30 protein-coding genes, 1 tRNA gene and 1 pseudogene are annotated in these 26074 nt (G+C 57.3%); 25 read left to right on the top strand and 7 right to left on the bottom strand.

What is annotated here, in order from left to right; translation table 11 throughout:
* Positions 1-25: 25 nt before the first annotated feature.
* Genes AEP_RS14615 through AEP_RS14630 form a run of 4 tightly spaced genes read right to left on the bottom strand, consistent with a single transcriptional unit; the run spans position 26 to position 4777 of the window.
* A complete protein-coding gene (locus AEP_RS14615) occupies positions 26-1585 on the bottom strand; it encodes a DUF1800 domain-containing protein (RefSeq protein WP_442873338.1) in 1560 nt (519 codons plus the stop codon).
* A gap of 57 nt (positions 1586-1642) precedes the next feature.
* Positions 1643-2458 (bottom strand): pyrroline-5-carboxylate reductase, encoded by an 816-nt coding sequence (gene proC, locus AEP_RS14620; RefSeq protein WP_087496060.1) that lies wholly within the window; start codon positions 2456-2458, stop codon positions 1643-1645.
* A 38-nt stretch (positions 2459-2496) separates the two neighbouring features.
* Positions 2497-3987 carry a glycerol kinase GlpK gene (glpK, locus tag AEP_RS14625; RefSeq protein ID WP_087496061.1) on the bottom strand — a complete coding sequence of 497 codons (1491 nt, stop codon included), beginning with the start codon at positions 3985-3987 and terminating at the stop codon, positions 2497-2499.
* Between the two features lie 25 nt (positions 3988-4012).
* Complete coding sequence (locus AEP_RS14630; protein WP_087496062.1) at positions 4013-4777, bottom strand: DeoR/GlpR family DNA-binding transcription regulator; 765 nt, start codon at positions 4775-4777, stop codon at positions 4013-4015.
* Positions 4778-4891: 114 nt separating this feature from the next.
* Between AEP_RS14630 and AEP_RS14635 the strand changes: the two genes are divergently transcribed.
* From AEP_RS14635 to AEP_RS14725, 19 genes are all read left to right on the top strand, one after another.
* On the top strand, positions 4892-6499 hold the full coding sequence (locus AEP_RS14635) for a glycerol-3-phosphate dehydrogenase/oxidase (protein ID WP_087496063.1): 1608 nt from the start codon (positions 4892-4894) through the stop codon (positions 6497-6499).
* 183 nt (positions 6500-6682) lie between these two features.
* A complete protein-coding gene (gene rplN / locus AEP_RS14640) occupies positions 6683-7051 on the top strand; it encodes a 50S ribosomal protein L14 (protein WP_007861702.1) in 369 nt (122 codons plus the stop codon).
* Between the two features lie 9 nt (positions 7052-7060).
* Positions 7061-7381, top strand: a complete 321-nt coding sequence (gene rplX / locus AEP_RS14645) for a 50S ribosomal protein L24 (RefSeq protein ID WP_087496064.1) — start codon at positions 7061-7063, stop codon at positions 7379-7381.
* A gap of 2 nt (positions 7382-7383) precedes the next feature.
* A complete protein-coding gene (gene rplE / locus AEP_RS14650) occupies positions 7384-7923 on the top strand; it encodes a 50S ribosomal protein L5 (RefSeq protein ID WP_087496065.1) in 540 nt (179 codons plus the stop codon).
* An 8-nt stretch (positions 7924-7931) separates the two neighbouring features.
* A complete protein-coding gene (gene rpsN, locus AEP_RS14655) occupies positions 7932-8237 on the top strand; it encodes a 30S ribosomal protein S14 (protein WP_087496066.1) in 306 nt (101 codons plus the stop codon).
* Positions 8238-8255: 18 nt separating this feature from the next.
* Positions 8256-8651, top strand: a complete 396-nt coding sequence (gene rpsH / locus AEP_RS14660) for a 30S ribosomal protein S8 (protein ID WP_087496067.1) — start codon at positions 8256-8258, stop codon at positions 8649-8651.
* Positions 8652-8671: 20 nt separating this feature from the next.
* The gene (gene rplF / locus AEP_RS14665; protein ID WP_087496068.1) at positions 8672-9205 is read left to right on the top strand and encodes a 50S ribosomal protein L6; all 534 of its coding nucleotides are present in this window, start codon (positions 8672-8674) and stop codon (positions 9203-9205) included.
* 11 nt (positions 9206-9216) lie between these two features.
* On the top strand, positions 9217-9582 hold the full coding sequence (gene rplR, locus AEP_RS14670) for a 50S ribosomal protein L18 (RefSeq protein ID WP_087496069.1): 366 nt from the start codon (positions 9217-9219) through the stop codon (positions 9580-9582).
* 17 nt (positions 9583-9599) lie between these two features.
* Entirely contained in the window at positions 9600-10124 is a 525-nt protein-coding gene (gene rpsE / locus AEP_RS14675) for a 30S ribosomal protein S5 (RefSeq protein WP_087496070.1), read from the top strand.
* Between the two features lie 14 nt (positions 10125-10138).
* On the top strand, positions 10139-10321 hold the full coding sequence (gene rpmD / locus AEP_RS14680; RefSeq protein WP_087496071.1) for a 50S ribosomal protein L30: 183 nt from the start codon (positions 10139-10141) through the stop codon (positions 10319-10321).
* A gap of 10 nt (positions 10322-10331) precedes the next feature.
* Positions 10332-10763, top strand: a complete 432-nt coding sequence (gene rplO / locus AEP_RS14685; RefSeq protein WP_087497363.1) for a 50S ribosomal protein L15 — start codon at positions 10332-10334, stop codon at positions 10761-10763.
* 22 nt (positions 10764-10785) lie between these two features.
* Positions 10786-12096 (top strand): preprotein translocase subunit SecY, encoded by a 1311-nt coding sequence (gene secY, locus AEP_RS14690; RefSeq protein ID WP_087496072.1) that lies wholly within the window; start codon positions 10786-10788, stop codon positions 12094-12096.
* 131 nt (positions 12097-12227) lie between these two features.
* Entirely contained in the window at positions 12228-12341 is a 114-nt protein-coding gene (rpmJ, locus tag AEP_RS14695; RefSeq protein WP_012348927.1) for a 50S ribosomal protein L36, read from the top strand.
* A gap of 24 nt (positions 12342-12365) precedes the next feature.
* Positions 12366-12731, top strand: a complete 366-nt coding sequence (gene rpsM, locus AEP_RS14700) for a 30S ribosomal protein S13 (protein WP_087496073.1) — start codon at positions 12366-12368, stop codon at positions 12729-12731.
* Positions 12732-12750: 19 nt separating this feature from the next.
* A complete protein-coding gene (rpsK, locus tag AEP_RS14705) occupies positions 12751-13155 on the top strand; it encodes a 30S ribosomal protein S11 (RefSeq protein WP_029706489.1) in 405 nt (134 codons plus the stop codon).
* Positions 13156-13236: 81 nt separating this feature from the next.
* A complete protein-coding gene (gene rpsD / locus AEP_RS14710; RefSeq protein WP_087496074.1) occupies positions 13237-13860 on the top strand; it encodes a 30S ribosomal protein S4 in 624 nt (207 codons plus the stop codon).
* Between the two features lie 106 nt (positions 13861-13966).
* A complete protein-coding gene (locus AEP_RS14715; RefSeq protein ID WP_087496075.1) occupies positions 13967-14956 on the top strand; it encodes a DNA-directed RNA polymerase subunit alpha in 990 nt (329 codons plus the stop codon).
* 84 nt (positions 14957-15040) lie between these two features.
* The gene (gene rplQ / locus AEP_RS14720; protein ID WP_087496076.1) at positions 15041-15436 is read left to right on the top strand and encodes a 50S ribosomal protein L17; all 396 of its coding nucleotides are present in this window, start codon (positions 15041-15043) and stop codon (positions 15434-15436) included.
* Between the two features lie 22 nt (positions 15437-15458).
* Positions 15459-15535, top strand: a tRNA-Met gene (locus AEP_RS14725).
* A gap of 470 nt (positions 15536-16005) precedes the next feature.
* On the opposite strand, the gene AEP_RS14730 is transcribed toward AEP_RS14725, so the two are convergent.
* Positions 16006-16902 carry a LysR family transcriptional regulator gene (locus tag AEP_RS14730; RefSeq protein WP_087496077.1) on the bottom strand — a complete coding sequence of 299 codons (897 nt, stop codon included), beginning with the start codon at positions 16900-16902 and terminating at the stop codon, positions 16006-16008.
* Positions 16903-17010: 108 nt separating this feature from the next.
* On the opposite strand from AEP_RS14730, the gene AEP_RS14735 reads away from it, so the two are divergent.
* The 6 genes and pseudogenes from AEP_RS14735 (at position 17011) to AEP_RS14760 (ending at position 21800) form a co-directional block, all read left to right on the top strand.
* Positions 17011-17781 carry a type 1 glutamine amidotransferase domain-containing protein gene (locus AEP_RS14735; protein ID WP_087497364.1) on the top strand — a complete coding sequence of 257 codons (771 nt, stop codon included), beginning with the start codon at positions 17011-17013 and terminating at the stop codon, positions 17779-17781.
* A gap of 62 nt (positions 17782-17843) precedes the next feature.
* Positions 17844-18662 (top strand): type 1 glutamine amidotransferase domain-containing protein, encoded by an 819-nt coding sequence (locus AEP_RS14740; protein WP_198301836.1) that lies wholly within the window; start codon positions 17844-17846, stop codon positions 18660-18662.
* On the top strand, positions 18659-19570 hold the full coding sequence (locus tag AEP_RS14745) for an NmrA family NAD(P)-binding protein (RefSeq protein WP_232459838.1): 912 nt from the start codon (positions 18659-18661) through the stop codon (positions 19568-19570). The genes AEP_RS14740 and AEP_RS14745 overlap by 4 nt, the downstream gene beginning before the upstream one ends.
* Positions 19567-20160, top strand: a complete 594-nt coding sequence (locus AEP_RS14750; protein WP_087496079.1) for an antibiotic biosynthesis monooxygenase — start codon at positions 19567-19569, stop codon at positions 20158-20160. The genes AEP_RS14745 and AEP_RS14750 overlap by 4 nt, the downstream gene beginning before the upstream one ends.
* 10 nt (positions 20161-20170) lie before the next feature.
* Positions 20171-20812: pseudogene (locus AEP_RS14755) on the top strand (NADPH-dependent F420 reductase); the annotation flags it as partial.
* A 10-nt stretch (positions 20813-20822) separates the two neighbouring features.
* Positions 20823-21800 (top strand): low temperature requirement protein A, encoded by a 978-nt coding sequence (locus AEP_RS14760; protein WP_087496081.1) that lies wholly within the window; start codon positions 20823-20825, stop codon positions 21798-21800.
* Positions 21801-22441: 641 nt separating this feature from the next.
* On the opposite strand, the gene AEP_RS14765 is transcribed toward AEP_RS14760, so the two are convergent.
* Entirely contained in the window at positions 22442-24976 is a 2535-nt protein-coding gene (locus AEP_RS14765) for a S8 family peptidase (protein WP_087496082.1), read from the bottom strand.
* Positions 24954-26006 (bottom strand): AAA family ATPase, encoded by a 1053-nt coding sequence (locus tag AEP_RS14770; protein ID WP_087496083.1) that lies wholly within the window; start codon positions 26004-26006, stop codon positions 24954-24956. The genes AEP_RS14765 and AEP_RS14770 overlap by 23 nt, the downstream gene beginning before the upstream one ends.
* Between the last annotated feature and the right edge of the window lie 68 nt (positions 26007-26074).

Below are 26074 nucleotides of genomic sequence, written 5' to 3' on the forward strand. Positions count from 1 at the left end.
AGGGTGGCCTTGAGCGGGATGGCGCTTAGCGGCGCATGGATTCGGGTGCTGCGAGCAGGAAGGTGTTCCATTCCTGTGGCGAATTGGCCTGGTCCAGCGCAGCGCGCGTGGCCGGGCTCAGGCTGCCCTGAATCGCCTGGTAATACAGTGCGTTGGCCAGCTGGGGGAATGCAGGCTTTTCAGTGGCTTGCGGGCCATCCGTCTTGAAGAGGCCGGCACTGCCGGAGCCGATCGCCTTGGCAATCTCAAAGCGGGTAGTCAGCTGGCCCGCGCTGTCCCAGCCTGAGGCCACCATGGGGTAGCCGTCCGGCGTCTGGCGGCCATAGAGCGGCTCGCCCATGCGGTTGATCCAGTTCAGCATGGGGCCGACATTGAGGATGACCTTGTCGTCATACGCCAGCCGCACCGAGGACACCACGTAACGCACCGGGTCCTTGAATTTGGCGGGCGGTGCGTTCACAAACTCAGGTGCAGTGAACAGGGTCTCCAATACTTTGGCGATCTGGCCATCGGTCGCTTTCCAGGTGGCCGCCATGCGGTCGATCAGGGCTTGGGGCGGGTTGTCCGAAAGCCAGTAGGTGGCGAGCTTGCGGCTGACGAAGCGTGCGGTGGACGGGTGGCGGGCCAGCGTGTCCAGCGCGGCGTCTACTTCGGCCAGGCCCTCGCCGGTCACGGGGTTGCCCAGCAGGGTTTTGGGGCCCATGTCGTGGCGCTGCGGGTTGAACTCAAACACGCCGCGGCGCACATAGAGGCGGTTGAGCTCTTTGCGCAGGTTGGGGTTACCGGTGTTCATGTTCACACCGACGCCAGTGAGTACGCGGGCCAGTTCCTGCACATCTTTCTGGGTGTAGCCACCATCCACCCCCAGGGTGTGCAGTTCCATGAGCTCTCGCGCAAAGTTTTCGTTGATGCGGCCTGCGGCGTTCTGGTCGTTGTCCAAGTAGCGCAGCATGGTCGGGTGGTAGGTCACTGCACCCAGCAGATCGCGGAAGCGCCCCAGGGCGTGCGGCCGCAGAGCGCTGTTCTCATAGTCCCCCAGCATGGCGCGCAGGTTGTGCTTGTAGAGGTGCACATTGAAGTGGTTGAGCCAGAACCAGGTCATCTGCTCCTGAACCTGGGCTGGGCTGTAAAGCGCGCGCAGCAGGTGGCGGGTGGCGGATTCGCGGGCCAGGCGGTTGAGCTCCTGCTGGTAGGCCTGCTGGGCGGTTTTCTTTTCGGCGTCGTCTTTGAGCGCGTCAGAGTCTTTGCGCTGCTGCTCCATTTTGAGGACAAGATCCGTCAAGCTGGTCTGGCTGATGGTCATGCTGCGTACAGCTTCGCGCGCGGGCTCGGGCAATACAGCGTCTCGGGGCTGGAGTTGCTGCTGCAACCAGGCGACTTGCCCCTGCTGTTCCAACTGGCGGGCAGTGTGGCTGTTGGCGCCCCAGGTCACGCGGTTCAGCCACTGGTAGCTCTGCTGGGTGGCAGGTGCTGCTGCGCTGTTGGACGCGGCGGGTGGCAGCGGGGCACAGGCCTGCAGGCCGGCCAGTGCTGCGCACAGCCACAGATGGGCGAGGGAACGGGCGGAGGGGAGCATGCGTTTCATGCAGCGCATGGTAGCGCTGCACCCCGCGCCGCACCAACTGTTACTTTTGTAAAGCTGTCAGGCTTTACCGAATTCAGCGCCCAATTCACCGGCGCGTTTGTGCGCGGCAAACAGGGCTTTGGCAAACAGGTCTTTGACGCCACTCTCGTCCATGGACGTGATGGCCGCATACGTGGTGCCGCCCTTGGAGGTGACTTTGGCGCGCAGGGTTTCTGGCGGCTCGGTCGATGCGCGGGCCAGCTCGCCCGCGCCAATGAAAGTGGCCACGGCCAGCTGGTAGGCTTGCTCGCGCTCCAAGCCCAGCTTGGCACCGGCCTCGGTCATGGCTTCCATGAAATAGAACATATAGGCCGGGCCGGACCCGCTGATGGCAGTGACTGCGTCGAGTTGTGCCTCAGCTGTGAGCCACACGGTGGCACCGGTGGTGGCAATGACTTCGTTGGCCCAGTCTTTGTCCGCCTGGGTGACGGCCGGGCGGCCGTACAGCGCGGTGATGCCCTTGCCGATGAGCGCGGGCGTGTTGGGCATGGTGCGGATGATGCGTTCGCTACCCAGCCACTGGGCGATGCTCTGGCTGGTGATGCCAGCCGCAACGCTCAGGTGCAAGGCATTCTGATTGTGGGCACGCACGGCAGCAGCAGCTTCATTGAAGGTTTGGGGTTTCACGGCCCAGACGATCATGTCGGCGCCTGCCAAGAACGCTCCGGCTTCTGCCTGTGGTGCGAGGCCAAAGTCCTTGGCCAAGCGCGCGCGTGCTTCGTCCCAGGGTTCCACCACGTCAATGTCGGCGGCCGAGAAGCCTTGACGGAGCAGCCCGCCGATGATGGCGCTGGCCATATTGCCGCCGCCTATGAATGCAATGCGCTTGCCCATTGTGTGTCCTGTGCGTTGAGAAGTCAGAGCGCCCGAGTTTAGAGGGTCGTCTGGCGCACCGCGTGCTCCCAGCGCTCCATCAGCTCCTTGGCGCGTGCAGGGGGCAGGGTGGGCAGGAAGTGGCGCTCGGCCTTCCACAGATCGGTCAGCTCGTCAGTGCTTCGGTACACGCCGGTGGTCAGGCCGGCCAGGTAGGCGGCTCCCAACGCGGTGGTCTCGGTAACCGCGGGGCGCACCACCGGGATGCCCAGCAAATCGGCCTGGAACTGCATCAACAAATCGTTCACACAGGCGCCACCATCCACCCGTAGTTCAGACACCGCCGCAGCACCCGCACTCACGGCATCGCGGCTCATGGCTTGCAGCAGTGCAGCACTTTGAAATGCTATGCTTTCGAGAGCGGCCCGCGCAATGTGGGCGAGCGTTGAGCCACGGGTAAGGCCTGTAATTGAGCCGCGTGCATCGGGCTTCCAGTAGGGTGCGCCCAGGCCGGTAAAGGCGGGCACCACAATCACCCCACCCGAGTCCGGCACGCTTTGCGCCAGGCTTTGCACTTCGCCGCTGCCTTGGATGGCATGCAGCCCGTCGCGTAGCCATTGCACTACGGCGCCACCTACAAACACACTGCCTTCCAGCGCGAACTGGGGCGTGGCGTTGGTTTGCGCGGCGCTGGTGGTGATGAGTCCGTTTTGCGAGGTTTGGAAGGTTCCACCGGTGTGCATCAGCATGAAGCAGCCTGTGCCGTAGGTGTTCTTCACCATGCCGGCCTTGAAGCAAGCCTGGCCGAACAGCGCGCTTTGCTGGTCACCCGCCACACCGCCGATGGGAATGGCGTGGCCCAGCAGGCCGGGCGCCACTTCACCGAACAAGGAGGCCGAGGGTTGCACAGCTGGCATCAGGCTGGCTGGTATGTCCAGTGCGGCCAGCAGGTCTTCGTCCCACAGGTTGGTGTGCACGTTGAACAGCATGGTGCGCGAGGCATTGCTCCCATCCGTCACGTGGACTTTGCCCTCGGTCAGTTGCCAGATGAGCCAGCTGTCGATGGTGCCGAAGGCCAGCTCACCGTTGGCGGCCTGTGCGCGCGCGCCGGGCACGTTGTCCAGCAGCCATTTGAGTTTGGTACCCGAGAAGTAGGCATCCACCAGCAGGCCGGTTTTGGTCTGGATAGTGTCGGCAAGCCCGCGCGCACGCAGGTCGGCACAGGTTGGCTCCGCACGTCGGTCCTGCCAGACGATGGCGTGGTGGATAGGCACACCGGTCGTGCGATTCCACACTACCGTGGTTTCGCGCTGGTTGGTAATTCCCACGGCCTTGACCTGCGCGGCAGTGATGCCGGCTTTGGCCAGGGCATCGCGCGCGGTGGCGAGTTGGATGCGCCAAATCTCCTGGGCGTCGTGCTCTACCCAACCGGGTTGCGGGTAAATCTGTTGCAGTTCCAGCTGGGCCATGGCCACGGTGTGGCCGGTTTCGTCAAACACGATGCTGCGTGAGCTGGAGGTGCCCTGGTCCAAGGCGAGCAGGTAGGTCATGGTTGTCTCCTTCTTGTGGATGGTGTCAGTCTGCAATCACCAGGCGGGCGCCCGCTTCTTCCAGCAGGGCAGGGAAGGGAGCAGGCGGCATGGAGTCGGTGAACAGGCGGTCAATCTGGGCTAGTTGGCCGACTTCGACCATGGCCGGGCGGTTGAACTTGCTGGTGTCGGCCGCTACCCAGACCTCGCGCGCATGGCTGATGATGGTCTGGGCTACTTTCACCTCGCGGTAGTCGTAGTCGCGCAGGGTGCCATCGGCTTCGATGCCGGAGATGCCGATGACGGCAATGTCCACCTTGAACTGGCGGATGAAGTCCACTGCCGCCTCGCCCACGATGCCCTGGTCGCGCCCGCGCACAACGCCTCCCACTACGATGACCTCTGATTGGCTATTCGCGCTCAGGATGCTGGCGACGTTGAGGTTGTTGGTGATGACACGTAAACCCGTGTGTTCCAGCAGTGCCCGTGCCACGGCTTCGGTGGTCGTGCCTATGTTCAAGATCAGGGAGCAATCGTTGGGAATGGAAGCAGCAATGGCGCGGGCGATGCGGTTTTTCTCGGGTGCGTTGAGTTGCACCCGTTGCAGGTGGGCTATGTTCTCCACCGTGGAGCTGGGAACCCTTACGCCGCCGTGGAAACGGGTCAGCAAGCCCTCGTCCGCCAGTTTTTGTACGTCGCGACGCACGGTTTGCAAGGTCACACCCAGAGACTCTGCCAAGCGCTCTACGGTGACAGAGCCCTGTTCTTGCACGGTGTGAAGCAGTTGAAGTTGGCGAGGGTTGGCGGACATGGGGGTGGATCCTTACGGCGTACGCACTATAAACGAACCAAAACGAATCATATAAGTGACAAAAAGAAAAATAACGAATACGATTACTGACTGCACTCTATTTCACCAGACCTCATGACACCCTACGCCCCCCCCTTGCCCACCCGCCGGGAAGACCTGTTGAATCGCTTGGCTGAGCCCAAGGTGTACGACATTGCGGTGGTGGGTGGAGGCGCAACCGGCTTGGGGGTTGCGCTGGATGCTGCGGCTCGCGGCTTCAGTGTGGTGTTGATCGAGTCGCACGACTTTGCCAAAGGTACGTCCTCCCGCGCAACAAAACTTTTGCATGGAGGAGTGCGTTATCTGGCCCAAGGCAACATTTCCCTGGTGCGCGAGGCCCTGCACGAGCGGACGACATTGCTGCGCAATGCCCCGCACTTAGCTCAACCATTGGCCTTTGTCATGCCCTCCTATAAATGGTGGGAAACGCCGTTTTACGGCGCAGGGCTGACTGCGTATGACCTGTTGGCGGGGAAGGCGGGTCTGGGTAAAACCGAGTTTCTGGGTGTCAACGAAACCAGGAAACTGATTCCGCAAGTTGCAAGCGAAGCCCTCAAAGGCGGCGTCAAGTACTGGGATGGTCAATTTGATGACGCGCGGTTGGCACTGTCTTTGGCGCGTACTGCAGCCGCCAAAGGTGCTTTGGTCGTGAATTACTGCAAAGCAACCCAGCTGCAGTATGAAGCTGGCAAGGTGTGTGGCGTCTTGTGTGAGGACACCATCGGGGGGCGCAAGTTCTCGATTCAATCGCGCTGCGTCGTCAATGCAACCGGGGTTTGGGTGGACGCTTTGCGTGAGAAAGACGGGGAGGCCAATCCCCACGACGGCAGAAGCAAGACCAAACCCATGGTGGCACCCAGCCAAGGCGTGCACATTGTGGTGGATCGGGAGTTTTTGGGGGGAGACACCGCGCTGATGGTCCCGAAAACCCAGGATGGACGCGTACTTTTTGCGGTGCCGTGGCTCGGAAAAGTCATTTTGGGTACTACCGATACCCCGCGTCATGATCTGGACCGGGAGCCGAGGCCCTTCAAGGAAGAGATCGCCTTCATATTAGAAGAGTCCGCCCGCTATCTTAAAAAAGCACCCACCGCAGAGGACATACGGAGCATCTGGGTGGGCTTGCGCCCACTGGTCAAGCCCCAAGTGGATGATGGCGAAAACACCAAAGCCATCAGCCGGGAACACACGGTGCTGGTGAGTCGGAGTGGTTTGGTGACGGTCACCGGCGGAAAGTGGACGACTTATAGGGCCATGGCAGAGGACGTGCTTGCCAAGTGTGCAGAAAAGAACCTGCTGGAAACCCGTGCGGCTGGTGCTACCGTGCATTTGCGCCTCCAAGGTGCCGACGGCGAGGGCGTTCGACAAAGCGCTATGTCCATGCCGCAAGGGGCGCACTCCTACGGGTTGGACTATCCGGCGGTGCATGCGCTACCCGGTAAAGGGGTAGAGCTAGCGCCGGGCCTGACCGAGGCCATGGTCCGTTTCGCAGCGCGTTATGAATACGCGATGACGGTAGAAGATGTGCTCGCTCGCAGGGCGCGTGTATTGTTTTTGGATGCCCGGCTTGCAGCCCGTTTGGCGCCCGAAGTGGCCAGAATTCTTGTGGAGGAGACAGGTTTGCCTCCCAAAGAGGCTGAATTTATCGCTTTGGCGGCTCAATACACGGAAATTCCTGCATAAAAGTAGTTGACGTCAGAATTGAAGGCTGGCACAATAGTGGGCTTCGCTTGAAAAAGCTGAAGGTTCTGCCCAAATAGAAGTCGTGCAAGTGGTTTGCGCGGTGGATAGCGGGCCCAAGACTGACTTGGTTTTGTAGTTGCCAGTGTGGCAAAGCAGCTCCAGGTGCAAGTTGGGAATAATGAAATGATCCAAACTGAATCTCGACTGGAAGTTGCCGACAACACCGGCGCGAAATCCGTTCTCTGCATCAAGGTGCTGGGCGGGTCTAAGCGTCGCTATGCAAGCGTCGGCGACATCATCAAAGTTTCCATCAAAGAAGCTGCTCCCCGTGGACGCGTCAAAAAAGGCGAAGTCTATAGCGCTGTAGTGGTTCGTACTGCCAAGGGCATCCGCCGTGGCGACGGTTCTTTGGTGAAATTCGACGGCAACGCAGCTGTGTTGCTCAACGCCAAGTTGGAGCCTATCGGCACCCGCATCTTCGGACCAGTGACCCGCGAACTGCGCACTGAAAAGTTCATGAAGATCGTGTCCCTGGCTCCTGAAGTTTTGTAAGGACCCGCCATGAACAAGATTCGCAAAGGCGACGAAGTCATCGTTATCGCAGGTCGCGATAAGGGTAAGCGCGGAGTGATCTCCTTGCGCGCTGACGACTCTCACGTAGTCGTCGAGGGCATCAACTTGGTGAAGAAGCACACCAAGCCAAACCCTATGAAGGGCACAACCGGCGGCATCGTTGAAAAGACCATGCCTATTCACCAGTCCAACGTTGCCATCTTCAATGCGGCAACCGGCAAGGCTGACCGTGTTGGTATCAAGGTGCTGGCTGACGGCAAACGCGTTCGCGTTTACAAGTCCAGCGGCGAAGAAATCAAGGTGGCATAAACATGGCACGTCTACAACAACACTACCGCGAAAAAGTGGCGCCTGAGTTGACAGCCAAGTTTGGCTACACCTCGCCCATGCAAGTGCCACGTTTGACCAAGATCACTCTGAACATGGGTGTGAGCGAAGCCGTAGCTGACAAAAAGGTGATGGATCACGCAGTGTCCGACCTGACCAAGATCGCTGGCCAGAAGCCCGTGGTGACCAAATCCAAGAAAGCTATCGCTGGTTTCAAGATCCGCGAAGGCCAGGCAATCGGTTGCATGGTGACTTTGCGCGGCGTGCAGATGTACGAATTCCTCGATCGTTTCGTGACTGTGGCTCTGCCCCGCGTCCGTGACTTCCGTGGTATTTCTGGTCGCGCTTTTGATGGCCGTGGTAACTACAACATCGGCGTCAAAGAGCAGATCATTTTCCCTGAGATTGAATATGACAAGGTTGATGCCTTGCGCGGCCTCAATATCAGCATCACCACAACGGCAAAGACCGACGAAGAGTGCAAGGCACTGCTCGCTGGCTTCCGTTTCCCGTTCAAGAACTGAGGTGACCTGTGGCTAAAATGGCTTTAATCGAGCGCGAGCTCAAACGTGACAAGTTGGCTGCCAAGTACGCTAAAAAATACGCGGAACTGAAGGCAATCGCAGGTGATGCAAAGCGTTCTGACGAAGAGCGCGCAGCAGCCCGTCTGGGTCTGCAAAAGCTGCCTCGCAACGCAAACCCCACTCGCCAGCGTAACCGCTGCTCCATCACGGGTCGTCCCCGTGGAACGTTCCAGCACTTCGGTCTGGGTCGTGCGAAGATTCGTGAAATGGCTTTTGCCGGAGAAATTCCTGGCATTACCAAGGCCAGCTGGTAAGCGATAGGAGAACCGAACATGAGTATGAGTGATCCCATCGCCGATCTGTTGACACGCATCCGCAATGCACAGATGGTTGCTAAAACAACCGTGTCCGTGCCTTCTTCCAAAGTGAAGATTGCAATTGCGCAAGTGTTGAAAGAAGAAGGCTATATCGACGGCTTCAAGGTTTCCACTGAAGACGGCAAGTCTGAGCTGCAAATTGCTTTGAAATATTACGCCGGTCGCCCTGTGATCGAGCGTATTGAGCGCGTAAGCCGTCCTGGCCTGCGTGTTTACCGCGGCAGCGATGCAATCCCTCAAGTCCAAAACGGCTTGGGCGTTGCTATCGTGACTACACCCAAGGGTGTTATGACTGATCGCAAAGCGCGCGCTTCCGGTGTCGGTGGCGAAGTGCTGTGCTACGTCGCTTAACGCTACAGGAGTAAGAAACAATGTCCCGCGTAGGCAAACTCCCCGTCACCGTACCTGCTGGTGTTGAAGTGTCCATTAAGGCTGATCAGATCAGCGTAAAGGGCACTGGCGGCACTCTGCAACTGGCTCAAAACAGCCTGGTGAACATCCAGAACGAAGCTGGCAAGCTCAGCTTTCAACCTGCTAACGATTCCCGTGAAGCTGACGCAATGACTGGCACTATTCGCCAGTTGGTCAACAACATGGTGGTTGGCGTAACCAAGGGCTTTGAGCGCAAGCTGAGCCTGATTGGTGTGGGTTACAAGGCGCAAGCTACAGGCACCAAGTTGAACTTGGCTGTCGGTTACTCGCACCCTGTGAACCTCGAAATGCCTGCTGGCATTTCTGTGGCCACTCCCACTCCTACTGAAATCTTGATCAAAGGTGCTGACCGCCAACGCGTAGGTCAGATCGCCGCTGAGATCCGTGCGATTCGTCCTCCTGAGCCTTACAAGGGCAAGGGCATCCGTTATTCGGATGAGAAGATCACGATCAAAGAAACGAAGAAGAAATAAGGAGCTGCAACATGTTGACCAAAAAAGAGCAGCGTCTTCGTCGGGCACGTCAGACCCGAATCCGCATTGCAACGCAAGGCGTAGCACGTTTGACCGTTACACGCACAAACTTGCACATCTACGCCAGCGTTATCTCCGGCGACGGCGGCAAAGTCATTGCCTGCGCATCGACTGCTGAAGCAGAAGTTCGCAAGTCCCTGGGTGCAACTGGCAAAGGCGGCAACGTCGCTGCAGCACAGATCATCGGTAAGCGCGTAGCTGAAAAAGCGAAAGCTGCCGGTATCGAAAAAGTGGCGTTTGACCGCTCCGGTTTCGCCTACCACGGTCGCGTCAAGGCGCTGGCAGATGCCGCGCGTGAAGCTGGCTTGCAGTTCTAAGCAGATCGGAAATTAAGATGGCTAAAGTTCAAGCAAAAATGCAAGGTAAGGCCGAGGGTCCTGAGGACGGTCTGCGCGAGAAAATGATCGCGATCAACCGCGTGACCAAAGTCGTGAAGGGTGGCCGTATTCTCGGTTTCGCCGCTCTGACTGTGGTTGGTGACGGTGACGGTCGCATCGGCATGGGCAAAGGTAAATCCAAGGAAGTTCCTGCAGCAGTGCAGAAAGCCATGGAAGAAGCCCGCCGCAACATGATCAAAGTCACTTTGAAGAACGGTTCCATTCACCACAAGGTGATGGGTCACCACGGTGCAGCTAGCGTCATGATGGCGCCAGCACCAAAGGGTACCGGCATTATTGCTGGTGGTCCTATGCGCGCTGTTTTCGAAGTTCTGGGCATTACAGACATCGTGGCAAAGAGCCATGGTTCTTCCAACCCTTACAACATGGTTCGTGCGACCTTGGATGCTCTGTCAGTGTCTACGACACCTGCAGAAGTTGCAGCCAAGCGTGGCAAGACTGTTGAAGAGATCTTCGCTTAATCGAGGACTTCAAAATGACAACACAACAAACTGTGAAGATCCAATTGGTGCGTAGCCCGATTGGAACGAAAGAGTCCCACCGCGCCACCGTGCGTGGCTTGGGTCTGCGCAAGCTCAACAGTGTGAGCGAATTGCAGGACACACCTGCAGTGCGCGGCATGATTAACAAGATCAGCTACCTGGTCAAGGTGCTCTAAGAGGTTGATGATGGAACTGAATAACATCAAGCCCGCTGAAGGCGCCAAGCACGCCAAGCGTCGTGTCGGCCGTGGTATCGGATCCGGTTTGGGCAAGACAGCCGGCCGTGGTCACAAAGGTCAAAAGTCTCGCTCCGGCGGCTACCATAAAGTCGGCTTTGAAGGCGGTCAGATGCCTATGCATCGTCGTCTGCCAAAGCGCGGTTTCAAGTCGCACTTGCTCAAGTTCAATGCTGAGATCACGTTGACTGCCTTAGAAGCTTTGGGTTTGGCTGAGGTCAACCTCGTTGCCCTTAAGCAAGCAGGTGCAGTTGGTGAGCTGGCCAAGGTAGTGAAAGTTATCAATACTGGTGCGATCACTAAAGCGGTGAAGCTGAGCGGTATCGGTGCAACTGCTGGTGCCAAGGCTGCTATTGAAGCCGCTGGCGGCGCAGTAGCCTAATTAGTTTTACGAAAGTAAACGAGTGGCTACAACTGCAGCTCAAACAGCCAAAGCAGGCAAGTTCGGCGACCTGCGTCGCCGGCTTGTTTTCTTGTTGTTGGCGCTGGTCGTCTATCGCTTGGGGGCGCATATCCCGGTCCCAGGTATTGACCCCGCACAACTGCAACAACTGTTTAAGGGTCAACAGGGTGGCATATTGAGCTTGTTCAATATGTTCTCAGGTGGCGCCTTGTCTCGCTTCACGATCTTTGCGCTGGGCATCATGCCCTACATCTCTGCTTCGATCATCATGCAGCTGTTGACCTATGTGTTGCCAGCTTTTGAGCAGTTGAAGAAAGAGGGCGAAGGCGGCCGTCGCAAGATAACGCAATACACCCGTTACGGTACCTTGGGATTGGCTTTGTTCCAGTCTTTGGGAATTGCTGTAGCGTTGGAGGCATCTGCAGGTTTGGTGATCTCTCCCGGCTTTGGTTTTCGCATGACTACCATCGTGACTCTGACAGCAGGGACCATGTTTCTGATGTGGTTGGGTGAGCAGATTACAGAGCGGGGATTGGGTAACGGAATCTCCATTCTTATCTTCGGCGGGATCGCGGCTGGATTGCCGAATGCTGTCGGGGGATTGCTGGAGCTGGTGCGCACTGGCTCGATGAGTATCATCGTGGCTTTGCTGATTGTGGTCGTCGTTGCGCTGGTCACGTACTTTGTCGTGTTCGTGGAGCGGGGACAACGTAAGATTCTTGTGAACTATGCCCGTCGTCAAGTAGGTAATAAGGTGTATGGTGGGCAATCTTCCCATCTGCCTTTGAAACTGAACATGGCCGGCGTGATTCCTCCGATCTTTGCGTCTTCCATCATTCTGTTGCCTGCAACGATTGCAAATTGGTTCAGCACTGGCGATTCAATGCGGTGGTTGAAAGACATTGCCAGCACGCTTAGTCCGGGTCAACCTGTTTATGTGATGCTGTATGCGGCAGCTATCGTCTTCTTCTGCTTTTTCTACACGGCCTTGGTATTCAACAGCCGCGAAACGGCTGACAACCTGAAGAAGAGTGGCGCATTCATCCCCGGCATTCGGCCAGGTGACCAGACTGCCAAATACATTGACAAGATTTTGGTTCGCTTGACGCTTGCTGGAGCAATTTACATCACGTTCGTGTGTTTGTTGCCTGAGTTCTTGATCTTGAAGTACAACGTTCCGTTCTACTTCGGGGGAACTTCGTTGCTGATTATTGTTGTGGTCACCATGGATTTCATGGCTCAAGTCCAGAATTACATGATGTCTCAGCAGTATGAATCGCTGCTCAAGAAGGCGAATTTCAAGGCTTCTTGATACAAGTAAGTCATCGAGGGAATGTGTGTGTGGCTTGGTTACCAGGCGGCGCGACATTCAGATAGCAAGTTAGAGCGCTTGTTCCGCGCGAATCAAAGTCGGAACTGGGCGAAGAGTTTTAGGAGAAGAAAATGAAAGTTTCGGCTTCGGTCAAGAAAATTTGCCGCAACTGCAAAATCATCCGACGCAAAGGCGTTGTGCGCGTGATCTGTACAGATCCACGCCACAAGCAGCGTCAGGGTTAATTGCAAGAGTTTTAGAGGACGAAAATGGCACGTATCGCTGGCATCAACATTCCGCCGCACCAACATTCCGAAATCGGCTTGACAGCTATTTTCGGTATCGGACGCACCCGCGCACGCAAGATCTGCGAAGCCTGTGGCATCGCATACTCGAAGAAAGTCAAAGACTTGACTGACTCCGATCTTGAGAAAATCCGCGACCAAATCGCTCAGTTTACAATTGAGGGTGATTTGCGCCGTGAGACCACCATGAACATCAAGCGTTTGATGGACATTGGTTGCTACCGCGGGTTCCGTCACCGCCGCGGCCTGCCGATGCGTGGTCAACGTACTCGCACGAACGCACGTACACGCAAAGGCCCTCGTAAGGCAGCTGCGTCTTTGAAGAAATAATAGGGATTGAGAGACCACTATGGCAAAGGCTCCCGCTAATAACGCAGCACAGCGCGTTCGCAAGAAGGTTCGCAAGAACGTTGCCGACGGCATCGCTCACGTGCACGCTTCGTTTAATAACACGATCATTACCATCACCGATCGCCAGGGCAATGCGTTGTCTTGGGCATCGTCCGGTGGTCAAGGTTTCAAGGGCTCCCGCAAGTCCACTCCGTTTGCTGCCCAGGTAGCATCTGAAGTGGCTGGCCGCGCAGCTCTGGAACAAGGCATCAAGAACCTCGACGTTGAGATCAAGGGCCCCGGCCCCGGTCGCGAGTCTTCGGTTCGCGCCTTGGCTGCACTGGGTATCCGCATCAACATGATCGCAGATGTAACCCCCGTGCCGCACAACGGTTGCCGCCCTCAAAAGCGCCGCCGTATTTAATTTAAACCAAGCCCACCGCCACCAACTTTTGTTGGTGGCTCGCGCGTTTCTACGCGTCAGATGACATAAAAGGAAGATCAAGTGGCACGTTACCTAGGCCCCAAGGCCAAACTTTCCCGCCGCGAAGGCACCGACCTGTTTTTGAAGAGCGCACGCCGCTCTATCGCTGACAAGGCAAAATTTGACTCCAAGCCAGGCCAGCACGGCCGCACCTCTGGTGCCCGTACGTCTGACTACGGTCTGCAATTGCGTGAAAAGCAAAAAGTAAAGCGCATGTACGGTGTGTTGGAGCGCCAGTTCCGTCGCTATTTTGCTGAAGCTGATCGTCGTCGTGGTAATACCGGCGCTAACTTGATGGTTCTGTTGGAATCCCGTCTGGACAACGTTGTGTATCGCATGGGTTTTGGCTCCACACGTGCAGAAGCCCGTCAGTTGGTTTCTCACAAAGCGATCACTGTCAACGGCAACCCCGTGAACATTCCTTCCTATATGGTGAAGGCCGGTGACGTTATCGCTGTTCGCGAGAAGTCCAAGAAACAGAATCGTATTGTTGAAGCCCTGCAATTGGCCCAACAAGTTGGTTTGCCCGCATGGGTTGAGGTGAGCGTTGAAAAGGCCGAAGGTACCTTCAAGACTGTTCCTGATCGTGACCAATTCGGTGCTGACATCAACGAATCTTTGATCGTTGAATTGTATTCCCGCTAATCGTTTCGGGTTTTTGTAATCGTTCCTTTGCTGCGGGGCACTGCGGCAAAGGTACTTCACCAGCCTTACCGATGTAACGAGTCGGGGGTATTGAGAGGAAGTTTGCATGCAAAACAATTTGTTGAAGCCTAAGTCGATCAGCGTTGAGCAACTTGGCCCGAATCGCGCCAAAGTGGCTCTGGAGCCTTTTGAGCGTGGATATGGACACACACTTGGGAACGCTTTGCGTCGGGTTTTGTTGTCCTCTATGCCTGGCTTCGCTGCGACTGAGGTGACAATTGCCGGCGTGTTGCATGAGTACTCTTCTATCGACGGTGTCCAAGAAGATGTAGTTAACATCTTGTTGAACCTTAAGGGCGTAGTCTTTAAGTTGCACAACCGCGAAGAAGTGACGTTGAGCCTGCGTAAGGACACCGAGGGTGTCGTTACTGCTGCTGACATTCAAACGCCTCATGACGTTGAGATCATCAATCCTGAGCACGTGATTGCAAACTTGTCGCATGGCGGTAAGTTAGATATGCAGATCAAGGTTGAAAAAGGTCGTGGCTACGTGCCTGGCAGCATGCGCCGTTACGCTGACGAGCCAAACAAGTCAATTGGCCGGATTGTGCTCGACGCTTCGTTCTCTCCGGTTCGCCGTGTGAGCTACACCGTCGAGAGCGCACGTGTTGAACAGCGTACTGACTTGGACAAGCTGGTTGTTGAGATTGAGACTAACGGTGCAGTGACAGCAGAAGATGCAGTTCGCGCTTCCGCCAAAATCTTGGTTGAACAGTTGGCAGTGTTTGCACAGTTGGAAGGTAGCGAGTTGGATGCGTTCACCGCACCTGCACCACGTGGCAATACGCAATTCGATCCGATTCTGTTGCGTCCAGTAGATGAGTTGGAACTCACAGTCCGTTCTGCGAACTGCTTGAAGGCCGAGAACATCTACTACATCGGTGATTTGATTCAGCGAACAGAAAATGAGCTGCTGAAGACTCCTAATCTGGGTCGCAAGTCTCTCAACGAAATCAAGGAAGTGTTGGCCTCCCGCGGGCTGACTTTGGGAATGAAGCTGGAGAGCTGGCCCCCTGCTTCTTTGGAAAAACGTTAACTCGTATCTGAACCCTGTACAGGGTTCCGTGCCACGGGCAGTACCTGATACGGCTGCCTGTCAATAAAACTGAAGGAAATTAATATGCGTCACGGACACGGTCTTCGTAAACTTAACCGCACTAGCTCACACCGTTTGGCTATGTTGCGCAACATGATGAATTCGTTGATCGAACACGAAGTCATCAAAACCACTGTACCCAAGGCCAAGGAATTGCGCCGTGTAGTGGAGCCCATGATCACTTTGGCTAAAGAAGCTACCGTGGCAAACCGCCGTCTTGCATTCGATCGTCTGCGTGATCGTGACAGCGTCACCAAGTTGTTCGATGTCTTGGGTCCTCGCTTCAAGGCGCGCCCAGGCGGCTACACACGTATTTTGAAAATGGGTTTCCGTGTTGGTGACAACGCGCCCATGGCATTGGTGGAATTGGTTGAGCGTTCTGAAGAAGTTTCTGCAACTTCTGAAGAAGTGAAGGCTTAATAGGTTATAATTCAAGTCTTGACGCGGAGTGGAGCAGCCTGGTAGCTCGTTGGGCTCATAACCCAAAGGTCGTTAGTTCAAATCTAGCCTCCGCAACCAATAGACACGTGGGATTCCACGACAGCAAAGGCTCACTTCGGTGGGCCTTTTTTGTTTTGTGTCGAGGTTTGTGGCGAGGTATGTGTCGTCACAGAACATCGGTTATTTGCTTGTGACCATTGGGCAGATTCATGTCCGCATATCTAAGTTAAACGTAACTTAGCTCCTCGACGACACAGCGCTCAATAGTCATCATTAAAAAAAGAAGATTTCGACATCTTTGGCTCGGTTCCAAGGTCGGTTCTGGGCCAGATGCGAGCGCCGGCGAACGACAGCTTCGTGACCAGACTGTTGGAGGAGCTGCCGCGGCTTTAATCGCTGGAAATGGCAAATAGAGTCTGCTAGCAGTCAGTCGAAGTCGTCCTTTGAGCACTTCCTCCTAACCAATACTGACATCTACTCGCCCCAGCATTGGTCTCGCATTCAACGGTAAGCAAAGGGATCGTCTCAAGATTGAACAGCAGCGCTGTTCAAGGATTTCCTGCTACATCGGCAAAAGAATTGACGGCGAGGTCTATAAACGCTCTGACTTTGGGGGTTAGGTAGCGAGCGCTAGCGAACACTGCATGCACAGGAGCTGAAGGCAGTTGCCAATCAGCCAACACGGGATGCAAAGTGCCCGCTGCAACCGATGGTGCGGCCAGGAGCCAAGGAAGTTGGCCTATACCCAGACCATCGATGGTGGCGTCTCGCACCGCGAAGCTGTTGTTGACGTTCAGGCGGGCCGCAGGTTCGATGCGCTGTGTCTCGTCACCCCTAGTGAAGGTCCAGACCAAACGCTGGCGGGAGCCCGAGAAACGAATCGGTGCATGCAAGTTCAGGTCTTGTGGCTGTAGTGGCGTAGGTTGTCGCAGCAGATAACCAGGCGCAGCGAATAGCCCGTAGTGCAGGTCGCCTAGCTTGCGCGCAGCGAGTGTCGAGTCGGTGAGAGGGCCCACCCGAATCGCGAGGTCGAAGCCTTCGTGCACGATGTCTACGACGCGTCCCGTCATCTCCAAGTCCACGTTCGCACTGGCGTGGCGGATCAGGTAGTCGCGCACCCAGCGGTTTACCGCAAGCATCCCGAATTCCACACCGCAGGTCAGACGCAACGTGCCGCGCGGTTCGCCGTGCGCATGTTGCACGGCAAGCCGTGCATCCTCGGCAGCCCCCAGGATACCGACAGCGCGTTCAAAGAACTCTCTTCCAACCTCGGTAAGTGAGAGTGAGCGGGTAGTGCGCTCAAGCAGGCGCGCACCCAAGTCAGCCTCAAGTTGGCTGACCACACGCGATACATGGGCCTTCTGGCTAAGTAGCTGTTCAGCTGCGCGTGTGAAGCTGCCGGTCTGCACAACCTTCACAAAAGTATCGAGGTGGCTCAATTCCATTGTTGATATTTTAAGCAACAGAAAGTCACATTTCAAAACATTTATCAAATTTAAGAAACGGTGGAGACTCAGCCCCGTTCCCTTTTCAACCCTTTTTTGGAGTTCACCATGAGTCTCAGAGACCCCAACGTTGTTAACCCGAAAGCCAGCAAGCGCGTGGCCATCGTCATCGCTAACCCCGCGGTATCCACTACCACCGGTTGGCCGGTAGGCTTTTGGTGGAGCGAGCTCACCCACCCGTACTACGTGTTCACCGAGGCCGGCTATGCGGTCGAGGTTTTCAGCCCCGTCGGCGGCAAGTGTGAAGCCGACGGTATGAGCGACCCCAACGATGCAAGCGGCTACAGCAAGACCGACTTGATCAGCCAGGGTTTCATCCACACGCCTGAATTGAAGGCGTTGGTGAACAACACGAAGAAGGTGGCTGACATTGATTTAGCAGTATTCGATGCCATCGTGGTGGCTGGTGGTCAGGCTCCGATGTTCAGCTTTGAACAGGCGACCGACCTGCATGCGAAGTTCGCCGAATTCCACAGTGCGGGCAAGGTCGCGGCAGCGCTTTGCCACGGCGTCGCTGTGCTGGCCTACGCCAAGGGCGCGGACGGTGAGTTGATCGCCAAGGGTAAGACCGTGACCGGCTTTGCCAACTGCGAGGAAGACTTCGCGGATAACGCGGTCTGGAGCTACGGGATGCTGCCGCGCGACAAACATGTGATGCCCTGGCGCATCGAGGATCGCCTAAAGGAAATCGGCGCCAATTACGTGCAGGCTGGTCTGTGGCGTGGCTTCGCTGTGCGGGACGGCAACCTGATCACAGGGCAGCAGAACTTCTCTGGCGAAGAGACGGCGCGTCTGGTGGTCGAGGCGCTGGGCCGATAAGGCGGCCATCTGCGGTTCGCATCTGCACAAATCCATCGACATTCAACATTTGGAAACTCACCATGGACAAGCGTCATTTCCTTTCCATCTCCGCCATCGCTCTTACTGGCATGTGCACACTGATCGCCCCTCCCAGCGCTGTTGCTGCCGGCGCCCCAGCCAGCAAAGGCAAAGTGTTGCTGGTGGCCGCCAACCCAAGTAAGGCGAGCATCGGCTGGCCGCTGGGTGTGTGGGCAGCGGAAATCAGCCATCCCTATGACGAACTGGTGCACGCTGGCTACAGCGTGGAAATCGTCAGCCCCGAGGGTGGTGATCTGTTCATCGACCCCTATTCCGACCCGCGCCACGAAAGCGGCTATTCCGCGCACGACATCGTCAGCCTGGGCTTTTTGACCTCCCCCAAGACTGCGCCCCTGCTCAAGGGCACAAAACCGTTGGCTCAGGTCAAGCCATCGGACTATGCGGCCATCGTCGTCGCCGGTGGGCAGTCCCCGATGTACACATTCCGTGGCAACGAGGCGCTGGAAAAAACGATTGTCAGCTTCTATGAGGCGGGCAAACCCACGGCCGCGCTTTGCCATGGCGTTGCCGCCCTGGTGGACACCAAACTGTCCAATGGCAAATATCTGATAGCTGGCAAGAAGGTCACCGGCTTCTCTCTGGCCGAAGACAAGTTTGTGGAAAAAGCGGTGAGCGCCCAGTTGTTCAACTGGTATGTGGAGCCCGCCATGAAGGAGCGCGGTGCAACCTATGTTCAGGGCGGCATGTGGGCCGACTATGTAGTCGCCGACGGCAACCTCATCACCGGTCAACAACAAAACAGTGGCCGCAGCGTGGCGCGCTTGGTAATGGCGCAATTGCAAAAGGGTGCTGCCAAATGATGAGCGCCTTGGCCGGTTCACAACATCAAACCCCAATGCCCGGCGACCAGCAGGCAGCCACCACCATCCTGGTCTGCGGCGCCACCGGCAACATTGGCCGACCGCTGGTACAAGCCCTGCAAAGGGCCCACGTTGGTACGGTGTTGGCTGCCTCTCCCAAAGGTGAGGCGGTGGCCGGGGCTGCAGGGCGGGTGCTTGACCTGCTCTCCTCGACCTCGGTAGAGACTGCTATGGCGGGTGTTCAGCGATTGTTCCTTCTTACGCCGGCGAACCCCATGATGGAGGCCATGACTGCCAACGCCGTGTCTGCCGCCAAGGCCGCTGGTGTGCAGCACATTGTGCGCATTTCCGGAGCAGGTGCTGACCCGGGGTCCGAAATTGCCATAGCTCGCCTGCAAGGACGCTGCGACCAGATTGTCATTGACTCGGGCATCGCACATACCTTGCTGCGCCCGAAGAACTTCATGCAGAACTTCGCCACCTTCCTGCGTGACATGGTGCGCGCAGGTCGAGTGTATTCCTCCCAAGGCGAAGGCAAGATTCCGTTTGTGGACGCCCGCGACATTGCCGCCGCTGCAGCTCAGGTGCTGACCCATCCGCAGCTTCACGGCGCTAAGGCTTATACGTTGACCGGCCCAGAAGCCATCACCAATGCCCAGGCGCTAGCGCTTATTGAGGCCGACACCGGGCGTGCCGTGCAACTGGTAATGGTGAGCGAAGAGCAGGCTGTTTCCGGTATGCGTCAGGCCGGTATGCCTGAGAAGCTGATAGAGGCCATGTCCAGTCTGAATCGCATCATTGCCGCAGGCTGGGTGGCCGATGTTAGCGACGATCTACCGCGCCTGCTGGGGCGGCCAACCACCCGCTTTGCCGACTTTGTGCGTGACCACCGGGACACTTGGTTATGAGCCAATCAAACGAAGAGACGCAGGTCGACGAGCCGGTGACTGTCATAATCCGGCGCCGGGTCAAAACCGGCGCTGAGACCGCCTACGAAGCCTGGTTGCAAGCCCTCCAAACCGATGCGCGTCAGTTGCCGGGTTACTTGGGCGTGACCACACAAAGACCAGCGCCCGGTGGCTCACGCGAGTACGTGAGCGCGGTGCGCTTCGACTCGCTGGCGAATCTACAGGCCTTTGAGCGCAGCGATCTGCGGCACGAGCACCTGGCGCAGCTGGGCGATTGGGTCGAGGGCGACGCCGCCTGGGAGTCGATGACCGGGCTGGAGTTCTGGTTCTCGCCACCGCCTGGCACGGTGGTGCCCCAGCCCTCGCGCCCGCGCATGGCGTTGGTGATGGTGGCGATGGTGTTCGCCCTAGTGCTGGTGATCGGCAGCGCGGTCAACGCGGTATTCGCGCAACTGCCGTTTGAAACGCCGTACCCGCTGCGGCTGCTGGTGACCATCGCCATCGAGGTGGTGCTGATGACTTGGTGGCTGATGCCGCTGGTCACGCGCCGGTTGTCGCGCTGGATTTACCCGCAGCGACACACAACATAAATCTCATAGCAAGGAGCAAGATATGAGAATTGCCATCATCGGAGCCGGCAACGTCGGCATGGCGCTGGGCCAAGCCCTGACCCGGCGCGGCGAAACCGTGGTCTTCGGCGTGCCGGAGCCGCAGAAATACAAGGTAGCCGTTGCGGTGCTGGGCGAGCGGGCGCGCCTGACCGGCACGGCCGATGCGATCGCCGGGGCCGACCTGATCATCCTCGCGGTGCCGCACACGGCCACGGCCGGCATCGCGCAGAGCGTGGCCGACTGGCAGGGCAGGGTGCTGGTGGACGCCACCAACCCGCTGGCGCCGGGGCTGGCCGGGTTGACCCTGGGAACCACCACCTCGGGCGCCGAGGTGCTAGCGCAGCAGGCTAGGGGCGCGCGCGTTGTAAAAGCCTTTAATTGCACCGGCGCCGAGAACATGGCCGAGGCGGGCTATGCCGGTGGCTTGCCCATGATGCCGGTCTGCGGCGATGACGCCGATGCGCGACAGCACGTGATGGCGCTGGCCACTTTGATTGGCTTCGAAGCGGTGGACATGGGACCGCTGATGGCCGCGCGCTACTTGGAGCCGTTCGCCATGACCTGGATCCACCTAGCGTTCCGCCAAGGCATGGGCCGACGTTTTGCCTTCGGGTTACTGCGTCGTGGCTGAAAGGCAAACGATGACATTCCGTGACGATCTGCCCCGACATGCCAACGGCCGCACGGCGACTTGGTTCGAATTGTTCTTCGACTTGGTGTTCGTGGTCGCGGTGGCGCAGCTCTCAGGCGCATACGCGCATCACTATGACTTGGCCGGGGCGCTGGTATTCGCGCTGGCCTTCTTGGCCATGTGGTGGTGCTGGCTGGGCCACACCTTTCACGCGACACGGTTCGACGACGACAGCAGCCGTCGGCGTGGGCTGGGTTTCCTGCAGATCGTGACGGTGGCGCTGATCGGCTACGGCGTGTCGGATCCACTGGGTGATCGTGCTTGGGCGTTTGGCAGCGGCATCGCGGCCTTCAAAGCGCTGCTTGCGCTGGCCTACCGGGGTGAGCGGCACTGGCGTGGGGCTTTCGGACTGATCCGCGTTTACACCACGCTTTACGCGCTGCAGGCGCTGCTGTGGCTGGCGGGCTCGGTATCCGAGCCGCTGCGCTGGGCGACTTGGGGTCTCGCGCTTGGGCTGGACTTGGCATCGCCCTGGTTGGTGGCGAGGCACACCGCGGCGGTGCCGCCCCACCCCGAGCACCTGCCCGAGCGCTTCGGACTATTCACCATCATCCTGCTCGGAGAAGGCATGGCCGCAGTGGTGCACGCACTGGACCACGTCGAGAAACTGAACCCGTCCTCGGTAGTCGCGGCTCTGGTCGGTGCGACGCTGAGTTTTGGGCTGTGGATGCTGTACTTCCGCCGCGTCAAGGGCCAAGACGAGCGCCACATCACCGACGCGGTAGGCGGCCAGCGCCTGCGGCTCTGGGCCTACGGCCATGTTCCTCTCTACATGGGCATCGCGAGTCTAGCGGCCGGCACTGTGGCGCTAGCAGCGCCAGGGGCACTTACTCCCACGTCAGCTTTGATTTATCTTGGTGGTCTGACGCTGACGCTGATTGGCATGCTCGTACTTAAACAGGCTGGACAAAACACCGACCACGACTAAAGCCTGACACAAGGGATGACTAGGTGTAGCTGGCTACTTTCTTGCCTCTTGCCAGAGGCAGGTTGATCCCTTTTAGTCAAAACGCGACTGGTAGAGCAGCGCACTGCCCCAATCAATGATTCTCGTAGCCCAAAGCAGTGCCTGCTGTTTGGCAGGTTACCGGCCTTGTTGATCTCCGACTGAAAGACAACCGCCTTGGCATTCCGACCTTGCGTAGGTTCACCTCGTGGACCTACGTCGGCTGTCCGCTTACAAAACATGATTCTTGTCTGCGAAAAGACCGTTTAGGGTCGACAGCCGCTGAGGGCCAATAGCAAGTGCTCGTCAATGTCCGCTTACGAGCATCGAAATTGATGCAATGAAATTCCGCATTGGGTCGATAGCCGCTAAGGGCCATTTACCATCATCGAGCAATGACGGCTTTAGAGCAATGTGACTTAGCAGCTGAATTTAGCCGGTGTTTGAAGGGTCGAAACTTCAGCTAGTGGGTACGCAGAGTCACTTGTAGTCTTAGGCACGAGCTACCGCTACGGGCCAAATCTTAAAACCACTCAGCAATTGACCCCCTGCCTTAGCGGATTGAGTTAGTCATCAGACCGCCTTCCGATGTGCCGACGACATGAAGCAAACATGTCACGAAGTCAGGTATCGAGGACGATAGGCACTGCAACTTGAGCCGCAATGAGCTGCTCAATTGGCGTGTACAGATCAACGTCCACCCCAGGCGTTTGGATGGATACGATGAGGCTGTATCGTGCAGGCAAGCCGTATCTCTCCTGCGCCTGCCGAGTTCGCCACCAGCCGTTGGCGGGATACACCCCGATGAAGCCACGACTCGCCAGCTCTGCCGCGCTGCCCCGCCAGATGTCGTGATGCAACGAACCACGATGACGAAGCCCCTCTCCCAGCAACCATTCGGGGTCAGCAGGCGCAGCGACGCGCCCCTCCTCCTCTCGTACCGTGGCTGCATTGATCCGCGCCTGAAAGTTCTCGACTGACTCCAAGGGACGCCGAACTGCAAAGCGTAGTCGGTGGGACGGGTAGTGATACTTTGAGGTGCTGCCGCGAGCGGATGGATTGGGTTCGATGAAGTAGGAAAGCGTCACCCGCATTTCAACTTGGGTGTCCTGTAGAGCCTCTAGTTGTTCAAGAGGCCACGGCAACGCATGAAAGTTCATCTCCCTGGTCTTGATGGCGCTGCCATCTTTGACATACGGGTTGAGCTGATCTTCAAGCACGAGGGACAGCGAATTCCCCGCACTCCAAAGTGCACGATCCAGATTCGGAACACCCCATCCACAGTGCTTGATGAGCGCCAAGTTTTCCTGCTTGGTCCGCTGCGCACCCTGAGCCGGGAACATTTGCAGCATGGCTTCAGTCCATTCAGCCGAACTCACAATCAGCGCACGTACTGTCTCTGGACGTAGCTGCGGATAGGCAGCCATGATCTGCGCGGCCATGCGGGCGCACAACGCCGAGGCGGCGCTTGTGGCGTTTGTTGTCCAGAACAGCCTAGTCAACGGTTGATTGTTGGTTGTAAGCAGCTCCAGGCTACCAAAATTGTCCGCCGCAACGCCATCTGACGCGGCGTTACCGCCTTCAAACACAACATCAGGCTTCAGGGGCCAAGCTCTATTTGTCCATTGAGAAGAGGTAGTCGTGAACGGACTCAATGCGCCCTCAGGCGCAATCGGCGTGAACGCGGCAGCGTTCGGCTCATTCAAGTTGACCTTGGTACTGAACGCGCCAACAGTCAGTGCGTTCCAAGATTGGCCGGGATCATGGATTTGGTTGACGGACAAGCTCGCCGGATACTGCATCCAGTGATTCCGGTCGTCGATGTTGCCGGCTGAGAGAACAAAAAGCCGGGGGAACGCGCCTTCGCCCAGTGCGTCAGATGCAAGCGCGTCTACTGTGGAAGACCACGAAGAAGGCCGGCCAAAATCGCGGTAATCGGTAGCCGTAACCGCCGACGTGAATACTCTCTTGCGCTCGCCGAAATGCGCCTCAGGCAGAGTGACGGCATCGATAAACAGTCGCGCATGATGCTTGTCATCTCCCGCATTTGCCCCCTGATTCGGAGTCAGCTTGACGGACTCCAGGCGGTGGCCGATCTGAACAGGTTCGTTTGAGGCCAAGTACTCGTGCAGGTCGCCATAGGCGGCCAGCCCTGCAAGACCAGTGCCATGATTTGCTTGGTCGTGTGCCCCCCAAGCGGCATTGACGGTGTGAAGGTCTGCATGATCCATCAATGGCTCAAGCAGTGGGTGAGCTCGATTGACTCCCGAATCAAGGAGGCAGACACGCGGCACGTCGTTGGTGTCGAGTGGAATCTGAAGCCGCGCCGCGAGGTCAGTAGCCCATTGGCGCTGCTCTGGAATGGTCAGCCCAACAAAGAAGGCTGCCGTATCTTTCGCTCGACGCAATTCCGCTACGCAATTCAACAGCATCACGGACTGCGCCAGTTGCCGTTGGGAGCCGTACATCATTACGACTGAGCGCTCTGGAAATTCAACGACAGCATCACTCACTTGGCATTCAGCCATCGCCGCGATGCGCCGGAAATCATGGAGGTAGTGGCCTGCATTACCCTTTGCACGGCGCAGCCAAACTTCCCACCAGAACGGCTCGTCCTGATTAGCAGGCAGCAGCTCCGGGGCATCCGTCCACAGGCCTGACATCACAGAGCTCCGAATGCTGCCTATGGTGTTCAAAAGCTTTTTGTTGTCGCGGGCAACGCCCGCCTCAGTCTTTCGCTCGTTTAGGTAATCGACAATTAACTTCTCAAAGTGCTGAAGCTGTCCATCTGGAACAAAGACATTAGCGACTACTGCCTTGCCATCGACCTCTTGGACACTCAGCAACTCAATGCCTTTGTGCTTGGCTTCAGAGGCAAGCTTTTCGAACGCCAATTCAGCGTCTGGCCGAGACAAAAATTGGATCTGGATGCCTAGCCCAGCTTCCAAGCCGATCTCCACCTGACGCTCCTTGACCAACGCAGCCAGCGGCTTCAGCTCCTGAAGTTGCGCGTTTAGCGCTCCGCCATGCTGAGCCCGATTCAATTCGGGAATGACAGGTTTCGCACCACCGGTGGCCTTATGGGCGGTGTACGGCTTCGCTTCAGAAGTTTTTTCTAATACGAGATGATGGCGCTTATGGTTGGCTTGATCCGGCATTGTTTGACAGGTGCTTATTGTTTTGAGCCAGCTTTGTACTTATGAGGCGGCGTTCCCCTAACGCGCGCTCAAGCTCGGCCCGTTGCACTTTGGGTTGGTCATGCATGATTGCATCCTTGACGGACTCATCGACAGCACGGCAAATTTCTGCGTAGCTCAACCCCTGCACCTGCTCTACCAGCCCATTTTTTTTGAACGGTTTAGGAGCGAAAGTGCCAAGGCGCGATCTGATTAGATCAAGCGCTTGCGATGGCGTTGGAAGGTGGTATTCCAGAACATCATCGAAACGCCGGAAAAGGGCGTAGTCAAGGACCTCTGGGTGGTTGGTCGCGGCGACGATCAGGCTATTCGATTGATCGTGTTCGATCATCTGAAGGAAGCTGTTAAGCACACGCCGTATTTCACCAACATCGTTAGTAGAACCACGCTGCGAACCGATGGCATCAAACTCATCGAAAAAGTAGACACCGCGAATATCGGCAATCGCATCAAAGACTTGACGTAGCTTTGCGGCGGTCTCGCCCATGAACTTTGTTATGAGCGAATCAAGGCGGACGAGGAACAGCGGGATTCCTAACTCGCCTGCCAGGGCTGATGCCGTCATTGTCTTGCCTGTACCGGGCGGTCCAACCAACAGAAGCTTTCTACGAGGTGATAGCCCATGCTCTCTGATCCGCGTGAGCAAGCGCTGCTCTTTGATGATCCGAGCAAGCTGTTTAGAAGCTTGGTCATCCAGCACCATGTCACTCAGTCGGTTAGCGGGGTAAGTCACCGTCAACAGGCTAGCAAGTTCACTGCGCGGCTTGCTGCCGCTATGCAAGGCGCCGGCTATTGGCACCAATTTACCCGAACCGTCTTGCCCAAGGCGGTTCTTGGCAGAATCGATCAAGGCACGCAGTTCCTCGGCTAGCTTTCCATGGCCTAGCTTGGCTTCATGCGCGGCAACCTGCATCGCGACAGATAAGAAATGTCCGTCGTCGCGACTGATATGCGACTTGATAAGCGCTTTGAGTTGTTCCGAACTGGCCACGATTGCCTCATTGCTTCGACTGGGGCCGAAAAGATTTGATTGATGTGCTGCTACAACCGATTGTCGCT

Origin of the sequence: Curvibacter sp. AEP1-3 (assembly GCF_002163715.1) — a bacterium.
Taxonomy (GTDB): domain Bacteria; phylum Pseudomonadota; class Gammaproteobacteria; order Burkholderiales; family Burkholderiaceae_C; genus Allorhodoferax.